This is a genomic window from uncultured Ruegeria sp., assembly GCF_947504215.1.
Classification (GTDB): domain Bacteria; phylum Pseudomonadota; class Alphaproteobacteria; order Rhodobacterales; family Rhodobacteraceae; genus Ruegeria.
Genome location: NZ_CANNGO010000015.1, coordinates 55,264 through 77,505 on the forward strand (window position 1 = coordinate 55,264; position 22,242 = coordinate 77,505).

Genomic DNA, 22,242 nt, shown 5'->3' on the forward strand with positions numbered 1-22,242 from the left:
TGATGCCCCTCCCTCAGTTCGCAAAGCCAAGAGCACGAGGCAGGAACATGGTGATGTCCGGAACGATGATCAGAACAAACAACAGCGCGAAAAGGGCAATCAGATACGGCAGCATTGCTATGGCGACTTTTTCCAACCTGACCTTGGCGATTGCACCTGCCGTAAAGAAGGCGACGCCGACAGGGGGTGTGACCGACCCGATCAAAAAGCCCACCACCACAACCAGTGCGGCCTGCACATCTGGGTAGCCCGCCTTGACCATGACATCCACCAACACCGGTCCTGCCACAATGATATTGGCCGCACTGTCCATCACCATGCCCAACAAGCAGATGAACAAGACAAGCACGAGTGCAAAGATCAGCGGATTATAGGTGTATCCAAGCAACCATGTTTCCAGCTGGCTGATCGCACCGAGCGATGTCAAAAGCCAGCTGAACGGCCCAGAAGCCGCGATGATGATAAACACCATGGCTGAATTGCGAAAAGCACGGACAAACGCGCTTTTGCAGTTGCCCCAGCTGATGGTGCGGTAGACGAACAAACCAACAAACAAAGCGATGGTGGCGGTCAATGCGCCTGCTTCGACCACACCTGCGATACCAAAGACAACCGATCCAACCAAGACCACTGGGATCAGAAGGGCGAAAGAGGATTTGTATCCGGCAATTGCAATGCCCTTCAGGCTGAAAGGCTCTTCGCTACGTTCAAAATTATTTTTTCGCGCAATGACGTAGTTAACCACCATCAACAGTCCGCCGATCATCAGGCCCGGGACAATGCCACCGGCGAACAGCGCACCAACAGAAATTCCACCTGCATTTGCCAGCACGATCATCATGATTGAAGGAGGGATTATACCGCCGATCGTTGAACTCACGGCTGTGATTGCTGCGGCAAACTCGGGGGGATATCCGGCTTTTTTCATCCCCGGCACCAGCAGTGATCCGACCGTCGCGGTGTCTGCCACAACCGATCCGTTCATACCGGCAAAGAACATACTGACCAGCACGTTGGCCTGCGCCATGCTGCCCCGCATCCGGCCGATGATGCGTTGACTGAGGTCAACCAGACGGTCGGTGATCGTGGCCGAAGTCATCAATTCACCCGTCAGCATGAAGAACGGGATTGCTGTGAGTGGCACCGAGTCAATTGCCTGAAACATTTGACTAGGGATCAAAATCATCGGTGCCGCGTCAGTGAGCAGGATATAGACCACCGGGATCAGGATCATGATGAACCCAACGGGGGCACCCAGCAAGATCAGGACGACCAGAATGATTAGAAGCGCAACGCTTTCCATTGGGTTAGATCCTAGTTGGGGCGGTCTTTTGTCATGAAAAGGCGCGGAACATCATCCCGCGCCTTTGTTTATCTTGTCAAATGACCGTGGCCTTAGAGAGCACCAGCTTCTTCAAGCTGTGCAATGAAGCTGGTCATGCCCTGCTGTTCCAGAACCTGACGCGCTGTGTCGGGATCATATGTACCTTTTGCATTGATCCATGCGTCGATGGCACCCGCTCGCCATTGAACAAGCTCATCCTCGGATGGCACATACCATTCTTTTGCGGTCTTCTTGATCTCAATTTCACCCGCTTCGACCCAAGCTCGGTCAAGTTCCTGTACTTTTTGCCCAAACGCCTTTGCAGCGATTTTCAGCCATTCCTGTTCTTCGTCGGTCAATGCATCATACTGACGTTTGTCGATGGACAGTTGGTTGCCGGACCATGATCCGCCGATTTCGGTGAAATAAGGTGCCACTTCGTGCAGCTTCGCGACATGCTGCCAGGGTGTGGCAACGTATTGGCCGGACACAACACCGGTTTGCAAACCTTGGTACAGTTGCGACCAGTCGTAAGGAACAGGCACGGCCCCCCAGTTCTTTACCAATGTGTATTCAATCGGGCTTTTGGTCACACGCCATTTCACACCCTCCATGTCGCCGGGAACGTGGACTGGCCCATGAGCATTTCCAAGTTGACGGAAACCTCCACTTGAATAAACCGTCAGGCAAACATGCCCCGCTTCTTCAGCTGCGATCTGGCACTGCTTTTCTGCGAGCCATTCCGACGATATCCGGTCTGCGTCTTCGATGCTTTTGAAGATGTAGGGCAGATCAAAAATCGCCAATGACGTGCCAAAGTTCCCGAAGTTGGCGGTCGAGCTGGTCCACAAAGCCAGAAGGCCCTGATTTGCTTGTTCTCCACAGGTCTGTTCGCTGCAAAGTGACTTACGATAATGCGGTTCGATCTTCAGTTGGCCGCCGGAGACTTCCTCCAAGGTTGGTATCAAAGCCTGGTCAATCGCGTCTCCGATGGGCATGCCGATGAATCCGACCGTTCCCAGCTTCAGAACCTTTTCTGCTGCGGCGGTTTGTGCCGAAAGTGCCAGTGCGCCGGTGACGCACAGCACTTTTCCAATAGTACCAATGTTCATCTTCATCATCTCCCGTCGTTGACTTTGTTTTCCCGTATCTTTCACCTCGGGCTGCTTCAAAGAAAGTGACAGATAGATTGAAAGAAGGGGACAGATCAGTTTCGACCTGACAGTCTGCGCTTGATGCCACTAGGGTTTGGTATCTGAAATCCGGCGCAAAGGAGCTTTCAGTGGCCTCTGTCACCCCTCGTTTTCTGAAACTTCCCGAAAGCTCGCATCTGAGTTTACGTGATCAAATTTGCGAAGCAGTCAGCGCCGCGATTACATCAAAGTCGCTCGCCTACGACCGACCCCTGCCATCTTGCCGTGAACTGGCTGACCAGCTTGGTGTATCCCGCAACACAGTTTTTGCTGCGTACAACCGCCTGGTGGATCTTGAGCTTTTGGTGTCGCGTGACCGCTCTGGCTATTTCGTAGCGCCTCAGATTGCGGCACTTAACAAGGCGCTTCTTAAGGAAGAAGTCGATCGAAGGGATGACGCACCTTGCCCCGTGTCCTTTCGGTCAAACAATCTGATGCCTGTCGTCAATCCACTGGATTGGAACGCCTACCCTTATCCGTTCATTTACAACCAAATCGATCCCGAGTTGTTTCCTGTCGATGGCTGGCGCGAATGCACACGGCAAGCGCTGGGTCGCAAGCAGATGCCGGTTTGGGCCAGTGACTCCGTTGAAAGCGACAGCCCGCAACTTGTGCAACAGCTGCGCCAGAGACTTTTGAATACGCGCGGCATCTATGCTGATGACGACGAAATCCTCATCACACTTGGCTCGCAGAACGCACTCTACATTTTGGGCACAATTTTTGCTCAATCCGGCAAACCCATTGCGCTGGAGGATCCAGGTTTTTTCGGAGCGCGAAATGCCTTCCGTCTTGCAGGCAGTGAACTGATCGGTGTCGCAGTAGATGAGGACGGTATCATCCCGAGCGCCATCCCATCTGGATGCCAGCTGGTGTTCACAACGCCGAGCCATCAGTTTCCTACAATGGTCACGATGAGCGAGAAAAGACGCGAAGAGTTGTTGGCGGCGGCTGTAGAGAAAGACTTTCTGATCATCGAGGACGATTACGAGGCCGAGATGAACTATGTTGCCAAATCCTCGCCGTCGCTACGATCAATGGATAAAACCGCGCGCGTCATCTATGTGGGCAGCCTGTCAAAAACAGTCTCTCCGGGCATTCGCCTTGGGTTTATCGTGGCCCACCGCGACATCATCCGCGAGGCGCGCATTGCCCGCGGCGTGATGATGCGTCACCCACCAACGATCGTTCAGGAAATCGTAGCGTTGTTCTTTCAGTTGGGTCACTACGATTCACATCTGCGCAACATTGAAAGACGCTACAACAAACGTTGGCATGCGATGAACAAGGCGATCACCAAACATTTGGGGATGCTGAAACGGACGGAGTCTGAGGGGGGCACATCCTTCTGGCTGACAGGTCCCAACGGCTTTGACGCGACTGAATTGACACGGAGGCTGAAAGCCAAAGGTGTATTGGTTGATCGCGGTCAGGACTACTATCTCGGCTACAACGACAGCCGTAGTTTTCGGCTTGGGTTTGCCTATGTCCCGGTGTCAAAGCTTGAAGCAGGCATCGAGATTATCGCCGGTGAGGTCAGATCGCTCCTGTGACGCGAGATCTTCATCTGTCCCTTCGAATTGCGCCACCTGTCTCTCGTCGTTTCTGATCCAAATCAGTTAACTGGATCGGATCGCGTAGCCAAAATTCTGTACGCGAGTGGCGAGATATCAGGGAACACGTCTTGTGAAAGATCGATTGGATACCATCAAAAACGTGACCCCGTTTAAGTGCCACGTGCCCGAGGACGTTTTGCGTACAATCCTTGACCGAGTCGCAAACTACCCATGGCACGAGATGCCTGACGATGGTGGTTGGGATTATGGTGCTAATTTGGTCTATATGCAGGAGCTTTGTTCCTATTGGGTCGATGGGTTTGACTGGCGCAAGCAAGAAGCACGCATCAACTCGTTTACCCAACTCAAGACCCGCGTAGACGACATCGATATGCACTTCATTTATGAAGAGGGCAGCGGATCCAACCCGATGCCTTTGATGATCAGCCATGGCTGGCCGGGCTCTGTCGCCGAGTTCTTTGACCTGGTCGAGCCTCTGGCGCATCCCGAACGCTTTGGGGGCGACGTCCAAGACGCTTTTACAATTGTCGCTCCGTCCTTGCCCGGTTTTGGATTTTCCGGACGGCCGCCACGTCCCTACGGGCCGCGTAAAATAGCAGGCGTTGTCAACTCTTTAATGACGAAGACCCTTGGTTTTGACACCTATCTTGCACACGGCGGCGATTGGGGCGGGGCGATATGTTCCTGGCTTGGCTACGATCATGCGCCTGCTTGCTCTGCCATTCACATCAATGTGCTGACAATGCGACACCCGGACGGGCCACAAACGCCCGAAGAAATCGCGTGGGCTAAGCAGTTTGACAAAGATCAGATCATGCAAAACGGCTATCGCACACAACAGGCGACGCGGCCACAAACGCTGAGCTACGCGATGATCGACAGCCCCGTTGGCATTGCAGCTTGGCTGGTGGAAAAGTTTCACGATTGGTCGGACGTACCCGTTGGCCAGATTGAGCACGCACACAGCAAGGATGATTTGCTGACCAACATCATGATCTACATCGTAACGCGCACATTCAACTCGGCCTCTTGGATTTACTATGGCCGGCGCGAAGAGGGCGGGCGCGTTCTGTCCCCGGAAGGCAGGCGAGTCGAAATTCCTACTGGTTGCGCTGTTTTTCCAGCTGAGATGTTGGGCTGGCCACCCAGATCCTATGCTGAACGCATCTACAACATCACCCATTGGACCGAGATGCCTCGCGGCGGCCATTTCGCAGCGATGGAAGAACCGCAAATGCTGATGAACGACATTCGCAAATTCGCGCGCATCTTGCGCGGCCGGAACGACGGAGAGACAAAATGACCCTTTCGCACGCTGAGTATCAGGCCATCGCTGCCATGCTGACCCCAAACGGGCAGGCATTTATTGACGGTCAGTTTTGCGATGCCGCCGATGGTGATAGATTTGAAACGACCAACCCGGCAACCGGTCAGATTTTGGCGGAGGTTGCGCATTGCAAGGCCGCAGATGTAGATCGTGCAGTTGCTGCGGCACGACGGGTGTTCAACGAGGGCACGTGGTCGCGCGCAGAACCGGAAGAACGCAAGGAAGTTCTTTTGAAAGTCGCACAGCTGGTGCGCGAACACACGCATGAGCTGGCAGTTCTAGAAAGCTTGGATACCGGCAAAACCATCAATGACTGTATCGATGAAATCGGTGGTGAAGTACCCAATTTTTTCCAGTGGTACGCTGAGCTTGCAGATAAAACATTTGGAAAAATCGCACCTACAGGCCCCGGTGCTATGGCGTTGATCACCAAGGAACCTGCGGGGATTGCTGGCGCGGTGCTTCCCTGGAACTTCCCACTGGTCATGGCAGCCTGGAAGATTGCACCATCCCTTGCGGTGGGCTGCTCTGCGGTGATCAAACCGGCCGAACAGACCCCGCTATCGACCATTCGCCTGGCGGAACTGATGCGCGAGGCAGGCGTGCCAGATGGGGTGATCAACATCGTGCCGGGTTTTGGTGAAACTGCGGGCAAGGCCATTGGCCTGCACAACGACATCGACACGGTTTCGTTTACCGGTTCAACCGAAGTTGGCCGCATGTTCATGCGTTATTCCGGTGACAGCAACCTTAAGGGCGTGGGCCTGGAAATGGGTGGTAAAAGCCCGTTCATCGTGCTGGAGGATGCGAGACTTAACGACGACTTGATCGAACATGCTGCCATGTCTGCCTTCTGGAATGGTGGTCAGAATTGCTCTGCCAATATGCGCCAGCTGATCGCTGCACCTTTGGTTGAGGAGTTTACCGGTCGCATCATCGAGCGGGTGAAAGGTTTCACATTGGGCGATCCGCTAAACCCGGCCACTGACATCGGCTCGATGATCAGCAAGGATCACAAAGAACTGGTGATGAACTACATCCAAAGCGGCGTTGCGGATGGTGCACAGATGACGATGGGCGGGGACAGCGATCTTCCCGGCTACTTTGTTGAACCAACGGTTTTTCAGGGTGTTACTCCGGAAATGAAAATCGCGCGCGAAGAGATTTTTGGACCCGTTCTGGGCATCATGTCCATGAAAACTGCCGAGGAAGCTTTGACCGTTGCCAGTGACACAGATTATGGTTTGCACGCAACCGTCTTCACCCAAGACATCGACCGGGCCCTTCACATGACTCGCTCGCTGCCTTGTGGCACGGTTTCGGTCAATGGGTTTTCCGAGGGCGACATCAAGACCCCGTTTGGAGGTTACAAGCAATCCGGGTCGCTCGCCCGTGACAATGGGACGGAAGCGCTTGAGCAATACCTGCAAACAAAGACCATTTGGGTGCAGACGGCGACCGATTGACGGCCAACATATTTCACGCGGGAAGAGATCGAGCGCTGGCATCACACACTTAAGAACCGCATCTCGTTGGAGAACGGCTTCCTGACCGGCGATCCCGAAGCACATGTTGTTGCCTTCGTCGGTTACTACAACCATCAACGCCGCCATGAGAGCTTCACAAATCTGACACCCGCCGATGTCTACACAGGCCGCAGCCAAACTATACTGCTTGAACCCGACAAGACAAAAGGCAGAAACATGAAACTAGGGCGCTTGAGATCCCTATAAAGATGTAAACCGCCCTGTGCATTTTCCGGAGCCATTCTCAGCTCGTATATTTGCGCAGCGCCCTTGAAACCGAAGCGACGATTGGCGAAGACTAATCGTCTTCGCCGTTTACCTTCGCCCCAGACGCACCCAGCCTTTGTGACAGCTCCTTTGCGGCGCCTCGGACAATATTGCCAATCTCAGCAAGCCTTTCGTCGGGCATACGATCCGCAGGCCCCGATACAGATATGCCTCCGACCGCCTCACCGAAAAAATCTATGATCGGGGCAGCGACACAGCGCATTCCATGAGTTCTTTCTTCATCATCCAATGCCCATCCGCGGCGGCGGCTATGGTCGAGTTCAGCCAGCAGCTTTTCTTTGTCAAACAGCGTTTTCATAGTAAATTGCTCCAGTCTCGCATTGGGAAGGAGCTGGTCGATCCGCGCGCGATCATAGCAGGATAATAACGCTTTTCCGATCCCAGAAGCGTGAAGTGGCGTGCGTGTGCCAGGTTGAAAAAAGGCACGAATATTTGACTGTGTTTCAACCTGACTTAAGAAGATGATCTGGCCTTCACGTTCTATGCCGATATTAGCGGTTTCCCCGGTGGCTTCCATCAAGCCGCGCATGATCGGACGAGCGCGCTCTACGAGTGAGCTTCGATAGAGGAACGCCGAACCCAAACGAAACAGTTCTGGTCCGACATGCCAAGTCTGGTTTTCTGGTTCCAGGTCTACGAGACGACGCTTTTCAAGCGTATTTAGTGTCCGGTAGGTCGTGGCAGGTGACATGTCCAAACGTTGGGCCAAATCCGACAGCGAAAGCCCTGGTTGCGAGGCAAGGGATTCAAGGATGTCTATCGCTCTATCGATTGACTGGTTCGTATTCTGTTCTGGCTTGTCGGTGAAGCTTTTCGGTCGCCCGCGTTTACGGTTTTCTGATGGCATTTCCCAGGTTTTCCTATTTTGACAATTTTTCAATAGTCGTAATGGAATTGAAAAAATATAACACATTATAAAAAAACGATAAATATACTTTCTTTCAGTTTTGAAAATATTTTTCAAAAAAATTGCCAGTTTGCGTCTCGCACACAATACTAGAGCCAGAATCATCGCAAACGAGGCACTCAATGAGTTTTCAGAATCCTGTGTTCATTCCGGGGCCGACCAACATCCCCGAAAAGCTGCGCAAAGCGTGCGACATGCCGACGATAGACCATCGGTCACCCTTGTTCGGTCGAATGCTTCATCCGGCGAGAAAGGGTGTTCAACGCGTGCTGAAAAGCCGAGACGCAGAAGTATTTTTCTTCCCGTCGTCCGGCACCGGTGGTTGGGAAACCGCGTTGACCAACACCTTGTCTGGGGGTGACAAGGTTTTAGCGGCGCGCAATGGTATGTTCTCTCATCGCTGGATCGATATGTGCAAGCGTCATGGGCTGGATGTTCAGATCGTCGAAACGCCTTGGGGAGAGGGCGTGCCTGCAGACCGCTACGAAGAGATTCTTGCCGCAGACAAAGCGCACGAAATCAAAGCAGTGCTGGCCACCCACAATGAAACCGCCACCGGTGTGAAATCTGACATCGCTGGTGTGCGTCGGTCCTTGGATGCCGCGGGTCATCCAGCCTTGCTGCTTGTCGATGGGGTGAGTTCGATCGCATCGATGGATTTTCAATTTGATGATTGGCGCGTGGACGTTGCCGTGACCGGATCACAAAAAGGCTTTATGTTGTCGGCTGGTCTGGCCATCGTCGGCTTCAGCGCCAAGGCGATGGAGGCGACAAAGTCCGCGAAGTTGCCACGCTCATTTTTTGACATCCATGATATGGCCAACGGTTATGCCGCCAGTGCCTTTCCTTACACACCGCCCGTTGGGTTAATTAATGGCCTCAATGAGGCATGCGGCATGCTCTTAGACGAGGGGTTGGATAACGTATTCGCGCGCCATCATCGTATTGCCGAAGGCGTGCGATATGCTGTGAAGGCGTGGGGCCTGGAGCTCTGTGCGACATCGCCTGATATCTATTCCGACACGGTGAGCGCGATCCTCACCCCGGACGGGTTCAACGCGACAGATATTGTGACCCATGCTGCGGATACCTATGGCGTGGCTTTCGGTGTGGGCCTCGGTGAGGTTGCAGGTAAGGTATTTCGGATCGGGCATCTGGGGAGCCTGACGGACGTGATGACCTTGAGCGGGATCGCGACCGCAGAGATGTGCATGGCGGATTTGGGACTTGATGTCCGTCTTGGATCTGGTGTGGCCGCGGCTCAAGAATACTTCCGTTCAAACCCGGCGGCAGATGTGTGCAAAGCAGCGTAGCGGAGACGAAGGTGATGTATATCCCTACCTATGAAGACATGCTTGCCGCTCATAGAAGGATCGAGCCGCATATTCGTCGCACGCCAGTACGGAGCTCAGATTATCTGAACGAGTTGACCGGGGCAGAGATTTTCTTCAAATGCGAGAACTTTCAAGAGCCGGGTGCTTTTAAGGTACGCGGTGCAACAAATGCGGTTTTCGGTTTGGACGACGAGCAGGCCGAAAAGGGTGTGGCGACGCATTCCTCTGGTAATCATGCTTCCTGTCTGAGCTATGCGGCAAAGCTGCGTGGAATTCCGTGTAATGTTGTGATGCCCCGAACTGCGCCTCAGGCCAAAAAGGATACTGTGCGCCGCTACGATGGACACATTACTGAATGCGAACCTTCAACTACATCGCGCGAAGAAACCTTTGCCAAGGTGCAAGCCGAAACTGGCGGTGATTTCGTGCACCCCTACAATGATCCACGTGTTATCGCCGGGCAGGGGACCTGTTCGCGAGAACTGATGGAGCAAAGCGATGGGCTCGATTTCGTTGTGGCTCCGATTGGCGGCGGAGGTATGATTTCAGGTACTTGCTTGACACTTGCGACGCTGGCGCCCGAGTGCCAGGTCATCGCGGCCGAGCCAGATCAGGCAGACGATGCTTACCGCAGTTTCAAAGCCGGTCACATCATCGCTGATGATGCACCGAAGACCATTGCTGATGGGCTTTTGGTGCCATTGAAAGATTTGACTTGGCACTTCGTATCCAACCATGTGTCCGAGATCTTCACGGCATCTGACCCTGAAATTATCGATGCGATGAAGCTCATTTGGAAGCACCTGAGGGTGGTCATGGAGCCGTCGAGTGCCGTGCCGATGGCAACAATTCTAAAAAACCCCGACGCTTTCAAAGGTAAGCGCGTGGGAGTCATCATCACTGGCGGCAATGTCGATCTCGACAAACTTCCATGGATCCAATGAAAAAGGCAAAACCGATGAATGTTCCTGTAAAATTTGACGATCTTGAAGTGGGTTTCGATGTTCCGGCATTACCTGGAATGGATGAGGCTGACATCCAAACACCGTGTTTGGTCCTCGACCTCGGCGCGCTGGAACGCAACATCAAGAAGATGGGTGACTATGCCAAGGCACACGGGATGCGCCATCGGGTGCATGGGAAAATGCACAAGTCGGTCGATGTCGCCAAGCTCCAGGAAAGCCTTGGTGGTGCGATCGGCGTATGTTGCCAAAAGGTCAGCGAGGCCGAAGTTTTTGTGCGCGGCGGCATCAAGGATGTGTTGGTTTCAAATCAAGTGCGTGATCTGCAGAAAATCGACCGCCTGGCAAAACTGCCGAAACTGGGCTCGCGGATCATCGTTTGCGTTGACGATCTAGCCAACGTTGCTGACCTTTCTGCTGCAGCGAAAAAACATGGTACTGAACTAGAAATCTTCGTGGAAATCGATTGTGGCGCGGGGCGTTGCGGGGTCACTACAACGTCTGCCGTTGTCGAAATCGCCAAGGCAATAGTGGCGGCTGAAAACATAAAGTTCACGGGCATCCAAGCCTATCAAGGCGCCATGCAACACATGGACACATACGAAGCCCGAAAAGAGAAACTCGATTTGGCCATTGCAATGGTTCAGGACGCTGTTGATGGTCTGAAAGCCGCAGGTATTGGCTGCGAACTGGTGTCGGGTGGCGGTACTGGCTCTTATTATTTTGAAAGTAACTCAGGTGTTTACAACGAGCTGCAATGTGGTTCTTACGCTTTCATGGATGCCGATTACGGCCGAATTCTCGATAAGGAGGGCAATCGGATCGACCAGGGCGAGTGGGAGAATGCGTTCTTTATCCTAACCCAAGTGATGAGCCACACAAAAACCGATAAAGCCATTGTTGATGCTGGCCTGAAGGTGCAATCAGTTGATAGCGGTTTGCCTATTGTTTTTGGGCGTGACGATGTTGAATACATCAAATGCTCTGATGAGCATGGCGTGATTGCAGACCCGAATGGTGCCTTGGCCGTTGGTGACAAACTGCGGCTTGTTCCCGGTCACTGCGATCCGACTGCCAATGTGCATGACTGGTATGTCGGTGTGCGTGACGGAAAGGTTGAGACTCTGTGGCCGGTTTCTGCCCGTGGCAAAGCCTACTGAAGAATCTCCCTGTGACTGAGGGGCGAGCTTGCTCGCCCCATTTTTATCGAAGGCGAAAGTCATGTATGTCATTCCCGAAGCCATCATTGGTGACCACATCAGTCGAGACGATTGTTTCGAAGCAGTTGAGCAGGTCTTTGCCTCTATGGCGGCAAAAACAGCCTATAACTTCCCGGTGATCCGCGAGGCTATCGGCCATGCGGATGCGCTCTACGGGTTTAAGTCCGGCTTTGATCGCAATGCGCTGAACCTGGGCCTAAAATCTGGCGGGTATTGGCCCGATAACGCCGAAAAAGGCCTGACCAATCACCAATCAACTGTGTTTCTATTCGATGCCGATACCGGAAAATGCAGTGCCATCGTCGGGGGCAACCTCTTAACAGCATTGCGCACAGCCGCCGCTTCTGCGGTTTCGGTTGGGCATCTGGCTCGGCCGGACGCAAGAGTTTTGGGCATTTTGGGAGCTGGTCATCAGGCTGCGTTCCAACTGCGCGCGGTGGCAGAGCAAAGAAAGTTTGAAAAGATCGTGGCCTGGAACCGATCGCCCGAAAAGCTTGTTTCTCTGGAAGCAGTGTCAAATGAGCTTGGGTTGCCGTTTGAGTGCGTCAGCGTCGAGGGGCTCTGCGAACAGTCCGACGTCATTGTAACGATTACCTCGAGTCATGATCCTATCGTTCCGTCGCACCTTGTGCGTCCAGGCACTCATGTCGCCTGTATGGGAACAGATACCAAGGGAAAACAAGAGGTAGATGCCGCACTGATGGGTCGCGTCAGTGTGTTTACAGACCAGATCGCGCAATCGATCACGATCGGCGAAGCTCAGCATGCCGTAGCCGATGGCTCGCTTCGTGAAATTGACATCATTGAACTGGGAGCTGTTATCAACGGGGCGCATCCTGGACGTGTTTCAAGGGAAGAGATCACTCTTTTTGACGGAACAGGAGTTGGCCTTCAGGATCTGGCCGTTGCAGCCACGGTTGTCGAGCGCGCCTGCGCTGCCGGTACAGCGATGGACATCAAATTCTAAAGACGGGTCGAGTGAACCCATCGCAAACTTAGGCGTGGTTCGAAGCTAACGCTCTGATTGGGCCCAATTCTCCAGCGAGCGCTGCAAACTGAGGGAATCCGTTTGTCGAAGATCCGAGTTGGGCCTTGCGGATCATGTTTGCCGCTTCGATACACTGCGAGTGTCGCCGCGGGTAGGATGAAGCTTTTGAAGCCGAGCATTGGCATTCCTGAGCATTGGCGCAGTCAAACCATCACAACTCCATCGTGCGTCACTCAGGTCAAAGTTTGCGACAGATCCCCTTGGATATGCGATTCCGGGTACTGAGCTTATTCCGCTACTTCTGACTTGGCTTCGTGTTTTTTGAACTGCTGGTCGAACAAGTTGCGGAAACGGCCGTTGTTCTGCATCAACTCATCCAAATTTCCCTGTTCAACGACCGCACCATCCTGCACGACCATGATGTTGTCTGCCTCCAGGATCGTAGACAGTCGGTGCGCAATCACGATCACTGTGACATCCTGAGTTAGCGCATCAAGCGCCTGTTTGACAAGGGTTTCCGATTCGGCATCCAGCGCGCTGGTTGCCTCGTCCAACAACAGGATTTCGGCCTTGCGCAGAATGGCACGGGCGATTGCAACCCTCTGTTTTTGACCGCCGGAAAGGAACGTCCCGTTCTCGCCAACTTGTGTATCATACCCGTCAGGTAAGTCAGTGATGAAGTCATGCGCATGGGCCGCCTTGGCTGCTGCGATGACCTCTTCATCGGTTGCATCCGGCGCAGAACAGCGCAAGTTCTCCATCACCGAGGTCGAAAACAAGAAAGTGTCCTGACCCACATAAGAGATCTTCCGGCGCAATGACGCGAAACTCACATCTCGCAAGTCCTGACCATCAATTTCGACGCTGCCTTCGTCAGGGTCGTAGAAACGCATCAGCAAGCCAAAGACGGTCGACTTACCACCGCCGGATTGACCAACCAGCGCAGTGGTTTTGCGTGCCTGGAAGGTCAAATTCATGTTTTCAATAACCGGGATCGCACCGTGATAGCCAAAGGTGACATCGCGCAGCCTGATCTCACCCGGACCGTCCAAAAGATCCTTCGCATCCGATCTTTCTTTCATCGTGTCTTCCTGATCGAGCAATCCGAATAACATGCCGACGCCGACCATACAGGCTTCTATCTGAACACGCATCCTGGACAGGCGCTTGGCAGGTTCATACGCCATCAACAATGCGGTGATGAAAGACATCAGCTGACCCGCAGAGGGCGGCTCGCTTCCTGCAAGGCCCAAAGTGCTGACGACCAAAACCCCCGCGACGGCCAGTCCGGCCAGAAACTCCATGAGCGGGCTGGCGATAGACTGCAACTTGGCAATGTCGTTCGAACGCTGTTCGACCTTCCGAATGGCAGTGTCCATACGTGTGATCATCCGGTCTTCAAGCGAAAACACCTTGATTACCTTAATGCCGCTGGACGTTTCCTGAAGCACCCGGATGATTTCAGCCAGTGACTTGAACTCAGCCTGCATGATTGCGCGTACGCTTTTCAACAGATACCGCACGCCCAACAGGGCTATAGGTCCAACCAGGAAAAACATCACCGAAAGAACTGGCTGTTGGTACACCATGACAACGACCAGGCCCACCAGTGTCAACGCATCACGCACAAACCCGGTCACCAGAACATCAATCAGTTGTCGTGCCGCCTGGGCCCCGTGAGTGGTCCGCATCAGCAGATCAGAGGATTCGTTCGCGGCAAAGAAAGACACGCCGTGCCGAAGCAGCTTGCGGTAAACCCGGTCCTGCTGCGCGGCGACTATCCGGTTCCCGGCCCGGGCCAGATACATGGCCTGAACATAAGAAGCGAGCGCTTTGGCCAGAAACAGGCCAACCACACCTAATGCAATCATATGCGCCCAGCCGCGCATGTCGGGGCTGGTCATGGCGTCGACTATATACTCCATCATATAAGCCGAGCCCGCGGTCGTCACAGCGACGACAATCATCGCCACAATCGCAATACCATAGAGCCCGCCCTGAGCGTAGAAGCTCTCGCCTATGAGGCGACCCATATAACCTGATCGCCAGTTTTTCCAGGCGCGCTTTATCATTGCGTTCTCCAGATCATGAAACCATGCGCTCGCTCAGATAACCTATATTCTTTCCGGTCTAAAGGGCAGATGGTGGTGGGTGACAAGCTTGTCTGACCCCGCCTCTTGGCGATTGAGTGTGCTAGATAGTAACCGGTTCGACAAAGAGCAAGCGCGGTGAACGGATATAGGTACCTTCAGTGTCACCCGGAAGAGTGCTTTTGATGCTTCGTCTAGGTCTGCGGCATCAGTAATTTGCCTTGTTCATATCGTGGGCTCATACGTCATTGAGTTAAGCAGTATGCAGAAGTTTTTCTCGGTGACCGAGCAAAAAACGCTTGGAACGTCGGCGACAAGCTGTGCCGAGGACAAACGCATCCTGCGCGAATTGATTCCGCATTCTCATTGTGGTATTTTCTCTTAAGCTCTTCGCAATGTTCTGTTTTTTTGATCCGACAGGGTGCAAGAAGACTCGACTGTGCCGCAAGCGGAATCTTGCTAATGTAGCCTGATTGCAGGGGGTAAAGTTTAAGGACCTGTTTTATCAGTTGTATTTTTGGATCGTGGTCCATAGTAACGCCGCGAAGTTTTTATTGGTGATACAAGTGTCGATCAAGGCCGTCATTCTCAGTCTACCAAAAGATGTAGAGCGGCGACGTTCCTGCGAACTTGAACTTGATCGCTTTAATCTTGCGCATGAGTTTTCGGATGCGATTTCCGGCGACCAACTGGAAGAATTGCACCTACTGCAAAGCTATGATGCGGGCGTTAACCGCCGCAAGTTCAAGCGCCCACTCAGCCGGAATGAAGTCGCCTGCACCTTAGGCCACCGTCAGATTTGGCAGAAGATTGCCAACTCAGAGGATCATATGTGCCTGGTGTTAGAAGACGATGCTACTTTTGTTCAGAATCCAACATCGTTTCTCGATGCGATATCTCACTGTCCTGAGTGTTTCGAAGAGGTCATGGTCAAGCTTGACGGCCCGCCGGGAAAGAATGCGCAGATCGTTAGATCTATTGCGGACCAGAGCCTTGTACTGTCTGATCGACTGCCACCCAGAACCACGGGTTACATAATTGGGCGACGGGCTGCGGCACGGTTGATAGCCCTCGATGCGCCAATTGCCAGGCCAATTGACATCGATCTGAAGTTTTACTGGGAACACAAAGTGCCTATTCTGACGCTTCAGCAACAGATGATCGCAGAACGCGCGGCGGTCGACAGCAACATAGAATCCACGCGGCAAGAAACCAAACCTGGTTCATCATTCAGCAGGTTTGTTCGCAATACTCTGTATCAGGCAAGCTATACATACGGGCGGCTAAGTCATCCTTTGGACCCGCACACGATTGAAGGATTGGGCCCTTTGATGCAGACCGAAAGCCGCGTTCGGACTTGCATATGAAAAAGAACCTCGTAGTTGTCCGTGCAGGTGGCAAGTCTTTGCACCATCGTTGGCAGGAAATTGCATATGAAGATCGTAGCTATGATCTTCTTATTAGCTATTTCTCGGATGATGCATTTTCAGAGTTTGTAGCTGCCCCCGGCGTCCAAGCCGTTTTGATCAAAGGTGGCAAATGGGATGGGCTATACGAGACACTTCAGGATCGGGATCTCAGCCAGTATGACTATTTCTGGCTTCCCGATGACGATCTCGACATCAGCGCGACGGATGTGAATTATCTGTTTGACGCCATGCGGTTGTATGGACTGAAGATCGCGCAGCCTTCGCTGACCCCAGACAGTTACTTTTCGCATTTCGTGTTTAGCCAATGCCCAGGCTTTGCGCTGCGATACACAAACTACATCGAGATTATGGCGCCATGCTTGCATCGCGATATTTTGGTGAAGGCCCTGCCTTTGTTCCGTGGAACGATGAGCGGCTATGGTCTGGATTACATCTGGTGTCGTTGGGCAGAAGCGGGGGCTTTTCGCGCCGCAATCCTTGACGAAATCGCAATGCATCATACGCGGCCAGTCGGAAAGAATCTCAAGGCCGTGATGGCTGAAACCGGCAACCTCAGTTCGGAAGATGAGGAGGCCGAGTTGAAAGAAATGTTTGATTTGTCGCGCCGAACTGTACCAGTGGTCTTCGCGGCGATCTTGGAGGGGGGGCAGCCGATCTCGGGCCGGATCCCGGTTGGGTGGCGTATGTGCCGGAGTTGGATGTCGATGCTGTCCAGGTTTCGTAGCGCGGGCGAGGCGCGCGCCGGGATCTTCAAGATTGCCCGGCGGCAGCTGAGCAAACCATTGGATATGACAACGATATCGATGAACTCTGCAAAGGTCTTTGAATGAACAAAGGTCGGTTCTTAATGGTTGGTGCCGGGCTATCCGGCGCGGTGATTGGTCGTGAACTTGCAGAGCAGGGGCATGAAATCACCATCGTGGACAGTCGCGATCACATCGGGGGCAACTGCCACACCGAGCGTGATGCAGACACTGATGTCATGGTGCACGTCTATGGACCACACATCTTCCATACGGATGACGAAGAAATCTGGCAGTACGTCAACCGCTATGCCAATTTCCTTCCCTACAAGAACCGGGTCAAAACCACCTCTCAGGGACAGGTTTTTTCGCTACCGGTGAATTTGCACACCATCAATCAGTTTTTTGACAAGACTATGCGCCCAGACGAAGCGCATAACTTTATCACGCAAGAACAAGCCGATACGACGATTACCGATCCACAAAGCTTTGAAGAGCAGGCGATGCGTTTCGTAGGTCGCGATTTGTATGAGGCGTTTTTCAAAGGCTACACCATCAAACAATGGGGGTGTCACCCTTCTGAGCTGCCGGCATCGATCCTCAAGCGTTTGCCCGTGCGATTCAACTACGACGACAACTATTTCTTTCACAAGTTCCAAGGCATGCCTGAAAACGGGTATACCGACATGATCGCAGGTATTCTGGATCATCCTTCGATCACCGTGAAATTGAACACCACGTTCAAGCGGGCCATGAGCGATGAGTTCGACCATGTATTCTATTCGGGTCCGCTGGATGGCTACTTCGATTACGAGCTTGGTCGTCTTGGCTATCGCACTTTGGATTTTGAACGGTTTACCTATGACGGAGATTACCAAGGTTGCGCAGTGATGAACTATGGCGAAGAAAGCGTACCTTACACGCGCATCACTGAACATAAACACTTCGCGCCATGGGAAACACACGAGGGTTCAGTCTGTTACCGCGAGTTTTCCCGAGCGGCTGGTCCAGATGACATTCCCTACTATCCCATCCGTCAGGTGAAAGAAAAAGCGTTGCTTGGTGAGTATGTTGAACTGGCCACCAGAACACAAAAAGTGACCTTTATCGGGCGTCTTGGTACATACCGCTACTTGGATATGGACGTAACGATCCGAGAGTCTTTTGAGACTGCTAAGTCCGCGCTGGATGCGATCTCCAAAGGGCAGCGGCTACGGCCTTTTTACGTGCCTGTTCTTTGAGCAGTTTGGCTTAGCTGCCATGTGGCCATGTCAAACAAAAGAATTGATAGCGGCCGCCGCACTCGCGGCCTCTGGGCGGAAACGTAGCGAGCCGCAAAAGTAAGTTCTTTCACGATTGCGGGCTGCGAAAGACTGCATACCCGGTCAGGGCTTTACGAACAACTTACGCTCGACGTTGCAAACAGGTTCTGCTGGTCCGTCGTCGGTGATCAATATGGTCTCCGTCGTTTCCAAACCCCAGTCGTCCATCCAAAGCGCAGGCATGAAGTGGAACGTCATGCCCGGTTGTAAAACGGTTTCGTCCTCGCTGCGGATTGAAGCCGTTCGCTCACCCCAATCCGGTGGATAGCTGAGGCCGATGGGATATCCCATGCGTCCAGACCGTTCGATCCCATGTTTTGCCAAGACCTGCATGAACGCATTGGCGATGTCACAGGTGCGATTGCCAGCGCGCGCGACCTCCATACCTGCGGCGATCCCTTCCAATTGTGCGCCTTCCGCTCGGAGAACGTGATCCGAAGGCGTGCCTAGGAAAACGGTTCGGCACAGCGGGGCGTGGTAGCGGCGATAACACCCGGACAGTTCAAAGAACGTGGCTTCGTTCGGGCGCATGGGGGATCCATCCCAGGTCAGGTGCGCAGCGGTCGCGTCCAGCCCAGACGGGGTTAAGGGTAAAATAGCGGGGTAGTCGCCCCAATCCTCCCCAACCCCGGTGATGCCCGCGTGCAAGATGTCGGCGACAAGGTCGTTCTTTCTTACTCCGGGTGCCGCGCGATCAATCGCGGTCTGCATGACCTTGTCCGAGATCCGAGCTGCCTTGCGGATAAAGGCGATTTCGTCGGGTGATTTGATCAACCGCTGCCAATTTACCAATGCTGTGGCGTCAGACAGCGTGGCATCTTGCAATTCCGCACCCAAAACGTTGTGCGCCTTGGCCGAGTAATAGTAGTTTTCCATCTCGACACCGATGCGCCCCCGATCCAACCCGCGCGCGCGCAGCTGGTCTGCCAAATCCTCCATCGGGTGACGGATGGTGGATTGCACATAGTGATCACCATAGCCGATAATATTGTCCTGCTGCATCCAACAGGTGCGGCGCCCTCCCAACATGTCCATGTGGCGGCCCCACCAGATTGGCTCGCCTTCTTGGGGAACAATCACGCCTTGGTGGACATAGAATGACCAGCCATCGTAACCGGTCAACCATGCTTGATTGGACGGGTCAGTCACAAAGAGCGCGTCAAGACCAGCAGCATCCATTGCGGCACGGGTTTTGGACAAGCGTCGTTTATATTCAGAAAGACTGAAGGGCGCTTTTGTTGGTTGCATCAAGTCATTCCCTTCCATGTCTCAACCCAACACGGCTTTAACTGCGCGTGCCGTCGCGGCGACCACTTGATCGGCTTCGTTTCGGCTCAGACAAAAAGGTGGGGCAAAGCCAAGAATGTCTCCTTGGGGCATTGCGCGCGCGATCACATTGTCCTGGTCCAAAAGCTGCCCAGCAATTTTGGGCCCGATCTTGTCGGAGGTATCAAAGAAGCGGCGCGTGTCTTTGTCTTGAACAAATTCCACAGCACACAACATGCCCTCACCACGCACGTCGCCGACATTGGGATGATCCGCCAACGCGCCACGCATCGCTGTGTTAAGATAAGCCCCGACACTACCGGCGTTTTGGATCAGCCCAATTGCGTCGATCACCTGTAAATTCGCAACGCCAGCCGCTGCGCCAACAGGGTGGGCGGAGTAAGTCCAGCCGTGTCCTATCGGACCGTTTTCATCGGTGCCCTGTTCCAGCACAGCCCAGATTTTGCCCGAGACAATGGAGCCCGACAGAGGCGCATAGGCAGAGGTTAACCCTTTGGCGATGGTGATTAAATCCGGGCGCATTCCATAGTGATCCGAGCCGAACATCTTACCAAGGCGACCAAACCCAGTCACGACCTCATCCGCGATCAAAAGAATATCGTGCTTGTCCAAAACCGTCTGAATAGCGGGCCAATACCCCTCGGGTGGCGGTACGATGCCGCCAGTGCCTAGCACCGGTTCTCCGATGAAGGCCGCGATGGTATCCGCGCCTTCACGTGCTATCAATTCTTCCAGTTTGGCAACGCAATGGGCGACAAAATCGCCCTCACTCTGATCTGTATCTTCCCGCCGGAAGTAGTAGGGCGCTTCGGTGTGAATAACCTGAGCAAGCGGCAGGTCGAACTTCTTATGAAACAGTTCTAACCCAGTCAGTGACCCGGTCATCAACCCGGATCCGTGATACCCCCGCCACCGCGAGATGATCTTTTTCTTTTCCGGGCGCCCAAGGATGTTGTTGTAGTACCAGATCAGTTTGATGTTGGTTTCATTGGCATCAGAACCGGACAGCCCAAAATAGACCTTGGACATATGATCTGGTGCGCGATCCAACACCATCTTGGCAAGCGTGACCGAAGCTTCGGTGCCGTGCCCGACATAGGAGTGATAGTAGGCCAGTTCCTTGGCCTGATCCGCAATCGCTTCGGCGATTTCTGTACGCCCATAGCCGACGTTGACACAGTAAAGCCCCGCAAATGCGTCTAACAATCGAGTGCCGTCACGATCCAGAATGTGGCATCCGGAACCGCCTGTGATCAGGCGTTGCGGAAGGTCGCCCCGCGCGAAATCGGCAAGATGGGTGGAAGGGTGGAAGAAGGTATCCCGATCCCATTGTTCAAGCTGGTCATTGTGAAGCATGGCATTTCCTATTGGCTGTGACGGCGCGCCGTCAGGTCAAAATGAAAGGCGCCGATTGCACGCCAATGACAGTCGTCTGCCATCGTTTTGAGCAGAAAGGCTCCGCTCACCCAAGCAGCAGCGCGCGATGCCTTTATTGCCAAGGTTATAGTGTGAATGAACCATGACTGGCCTATGTCAATCAATTGAAATCATAGTTGCAGCGCCATTTAGTCGAGCAGTCGTTCAGGAGCGCGCTGCAAAGCAGCTTTGGGATACTACGGATCACGGCCGCCTCGTTGCGCAGTGGCAGGCTGACCAAAGTCAGTAAAGAACCATTCGGACTACCTTCGCACCTAATTTTCCTGATAGTTAATAATCATGCTGACAGAAAAAAAATCAGAGATTGGATTTCTCCTCTTCGACGGTTTCCCGATGGCCTGTCTGACCTCTGTGATCGAGCCGCTACGCGCCGCGAACGAGATCGTAGGGCAGGCCGTGTTTTGCTGGTCACTGGTCACCGAGCGTGGACAGAAAGTCAGGTCCAGCGCCAATGTCCGTTTCGAGGCTGAGTGCGATCTGACCACCTGCCAATCGTTCGATATTTTGTTTCTTCTCAGCAGTCCAACGTCGGGGTTTTCTGATCCGAGCCAAGGCAATGGAGCACTGCGCACGCTGGCGCGTCACGGCACCATTTTGGGTGGCATCAGCGGAGGTGTGTTCCCACTGGTGCGGTCCGGTGTCATGATCGGCCATCCTATTTCGGTGCACTGGTGTTATGAAGCCGCGTTCGAGGCCGAGTTTCCGGACATGGATGCCCGGCGTGACGTGATTGTGTCCGATGCCACGCGCTATACCGCCGCTGGTGCCGCCGCTGCTTTTGATCTGGCCCTGCACCTGATCGAAGACCGTCTGGGCGGCGAAGTTGCTCATGAGGTTGCCTGTTGGTTTCAACACCCCTTAATGCGCGGTGAAGGCGTGCGGCAACAGGTGCCTAGCACCAGCAAACCGGACACGGGTGAAAAGCTGCCGCATCTTGTCGCGCAATGCGTCGAGTTGTTCGCAGCCCATATCAGTGATCCGATCTCGATCGCCGAAGTCGCAAGTCTTACGGGTGTGACACCCCGGCAGATTGAACGGGCCTTTAAGCAAGCCACCGGACAAAGCCCCAGCCACTATTTCCGCGCGATGCGTATGAAAGCCGCCCGTCAGATGGTGGTTTATACCAAAGACCCGATTGCCGATATTGCTGCGGCTATCGGCTATAGCTCCGTCGCGCCATTGGTGACACATTATCGGTCGGCGTTCGGGCTAAGCCCCAGCGAGGACCGGCGGCGGATCAACCGGTTCCGTGTCGAGGACAACGCCCCGCTGCCCTCAAGCTGATCT

At 53.7% G+C, this 22,242-nt stretch carries 17 protein-coding genes and 1 pseudogene; 12 read left to right on the forward strand and 6 right to left on the reverse strand.

Going from position 1 to position 22,242, the window contains the following annotated elements; translation table 11 throughout:
- Window positions 1–13: 13 nt before the first annotated feature.
- Together Q1B21_RS19975 and Q1B21_RS19980 are read right to left on the reverse strand one after the other, a co-directional pair.
- Window positions 14–1,303 carry a TRAP transporter large permease gene (locus tag Q1B21_RS19975; protein ID WP_299892526.1) on the reverse strand — a complete coding sequence of 430 codons (1,290 nt, stop codon included), beginning with the start codon at window positions 1,301–1,303 and terminating at the stop codon, window positions 14–16.
- Between the two features lie 92 nt (window positions 1,304–1,395).
- Window positions 1,396–2,436, reverse strand: coding sequence for a TRAP transporter substrate-binding protein (locus tag Q1B21_RS19980; protein ID WP_299892529.1), 1,041 nt, complete (start codon window positions 2,434–2,436; stop codon window positions 1,396–1,398).
- Window positions 2,437–2,606: 170 nt separating this feature from the next.
- Here Q1B21_RS19980 and Q1B21_RS19985 point away from each other — a divergent pair, with 170 nt between their 5' ends.
- From Q1B21_RS19985 to Q1B21_RS20000, 4 genes and pseudogenes are all read left to right on the forward strand, one after another.
- Window positions 2,607–4,070, forward strand: coding sequence for a PLP-dependent aminotransferase family protein (locus Q1B21_RS19985; protein WP_299892531.1), 1,464 nt, complete (start codon window positions 2,607–2,609; stop codon window positions 4,068–4,070).
- 133 nt (window positions 4,071–4,203) lie between these two features.
- Window positions 4,204–5,397, forward strand: coding sequence for an epoxide hydrolase family protein (locus Q1B21_RS19990; protein ID WP_299892533.1), 1,194 nt, complete (start codon window positions 4,204–4,206; stop codon window positions 5,395–5,397).
- A complete protein-coding gene (locus Q1B21_RS19995) occupies window positions 5,394–6,887 on the forward strand; it encodes an aldehyde dehydrogenase (protein WP_299892535.1) in 1,494 nt (497 codons plus the stop codon). Before Q1B21_RS19990 ends, Q1B21_RS19995 begins: the two co-directional genes overlap by 4 nt.
- Before the next feature lie 15 nt (window positions 6,888–6,902).
- Window positions 6,903–7,094: pseudogene (locus Q1B21_RS20000) on the forward strand (integrase core domain-containing protein); the annotation flags it as partial.
- 151 nt (window positions 7,095–7,245) lie between these two features.
- Here Q1B21_RS20000 and bhcR read toward each other — a convergent pair.
- Complete coding sequence (bhcR, locus tag Q1B21_RS20005) at window positions 7,246–8,265, reverse strand: HTH-type transcriptional regulator BhcR (protein ID WP_366525422.1); 1,020 nt, start codon at window positions 8,263–8,265, stop codon at window positions 7,246–7,248.
- On the opposite strand from bhcR, the gene bhcA reads away from it, so the two are divergent.
- From bhcA to bhcD, 4 genes are all read left to right on the forward strand, one after another.
- Window positions 8,265–9,455: an L-aspartate--glyoxylate aminotransferase BhcA gene (gene bhcA, locus Q1B21_RS20010; RefSeq protein ID WP_299892537.1), complete on the forward strand. Its 1,191-nt coding sequence runs from the start codon at window positions 8,265–8,267 to the stop codon at window positions 9,453–9,455. The two genes, bhcR and bhcA, sit on opposite strands and share 1 nt — an antisense overlap.
- Window positions 9,456–9,469: 14 nt before the next feature.
- On the forward strand, window positions 9,470–10,420 hold the full coding sequence (gene bhcB / locus Q1B21_RS20015; protein ID WP_299892539.1) for a beta-hydroxyaspartate dehydratase BhcB: 951 nt from the start codon (window positions 9,470–9,472) through the stop codon (window positions 10,418–10,420).
- A 14-nt stretch (window positions 10,421–10,434) separates the two neighbouring features.
- On the forward strand, window positions 10,435–11,598 hold the full coding sequence (gene bhcC / locus Q1B21_RS20020; protein ID WP_299892542.1) for a 3-hydroxy-D-aspartate aldolase BhcC: 1,164 nt from the start codon (window positions 10,435–10,437) through the stop codon (window positions 11,596–11,598).
- Window positions 11,599–11,659: 61 nt separating this feature from the next.
- Window positions 11,660–12,625: an iminosuccinate reductase BhcD gene (gene bhcD / locus Q1B21_RS20025; protein ID WP_299892545.1), complete on the forward strand. Its 966-nt coding sequence runs from the start codon at window positions 11,660–11,662 to the stop codon at window positions 12,623–12,625.
- Between the two features lie 308 nt (window positions 12,626–12,933).
- Here the strand turns inward: bhcD and Q1B21_RS20030 are convergent, their stop codons facing one another.
- Window positions 12,934–14,718 carry an ABC transporter ATP-binding protein gene (locus Q1B21_RS20030; protein WP_299892547.1) on the reverse strand — a complete coding sequence of 595 codons (1,785 nt, stop codon included), beginning with the start codon at window positions 14,716–14,718 and terminating at the stop codon, window positions 12,934–12,936.
- 584 nt (window positions 14,719–15,302) lie between these two features.
- On the opposite strand from Q1B21_RS20030, the gene Q1B21_RS20035 reads away from it, so the two are divergent.
- The 3 genes from Q1B21_RS20035 to glf are packed head-to-tail and all read left to right on the forward strand — an operon-like array spanning window position 15,303 to window position 18,150.
- Window positions 15,303–16,103 carry a glycosyltransferase family 25 protein gene (locus tag Q1B21_RS20035; RefSeq protein WP_299892551.1) on the forward strand — a complete coding sequence of 267 codons (801 nt, stop codon included), beginning with the start codon at window positions 15,303–15,305 and terminating at the stop codon, window positions 16,101–16,103.
- Complete coding sequence (locus Q1B21_RS20040) at window positions 16,100–16,996, forward strand: hypothetical protein (protein WP_298934564.1); 897 nt, start codon at window positions 16,100–16,102, stop codon at window positions 16,994–16,996. Before Q1B21_RS20035 ends, Q1B21_RS20040 begins: the two co-directional genes overlap by 4 nt.
- The gene (glf, locus tag Q1B21_RS20045; RefSeq protein ID WP_299892555.1) at window positions 16,993–18,150 is read left to right on the forward strand and encodes a UDP-galactopyranose mutase; all 1,158 of its coding nucleotides are present in this window, start codon (window positions 16,993–16,995) and stop codon (window positions 18,148–18,150) included. Before Q1B21_RS20040 ends, glf begins: the two co-directional genes overlap by 4 nt.
- Window positions 18,151–18,294: 144 nt before the next feature.
- Here glf and Q1B21_RS20050 read toward each other — a convergent pair whose 3' ends face one another.
- A complete protein-coding gene (locus Q1B21_RS20050; RefSeq protein WP_299892558.1) occupies window positions 18,295–19,479 on the reverse strand; it encodes a M24 family metallopeptidase in 1,185 nt (394 codons plus the stop codon).
- Between the two features lie 21 nt (window positions 19,480–19,500).
- On the reverse strand, window positions 19,501–20,874 hold the full coding sequence (locus Q1B21_RS20055) for an aspartate aminotransferase family protein (RefSeq protein ID WP_299892560.1): 1,374 nt from the start codon (window positions 20,872–20,874) through the stop codon (window positions 19,501–19,503).
- A 360-nt stretch (window positions 20,875–21,234) separates the two neighbouring features.
- On the opposite strand from Q1B21_RS20055, the gene Q1B21_RS20060 reads away from it, so the two are divergent.
- A complete protein-coding gene (locus Q1B21_RS20060; RefSeq protein WP_299892563.1) occupies window positions 21,235–22,239 on the forward strand; it encodes a GlxA family transcriptional regulator in 1,005 nt (334 codons plus the stop codon).
- Window positions 22,240–22,242 lie beyond the last annotated feature (3 nt).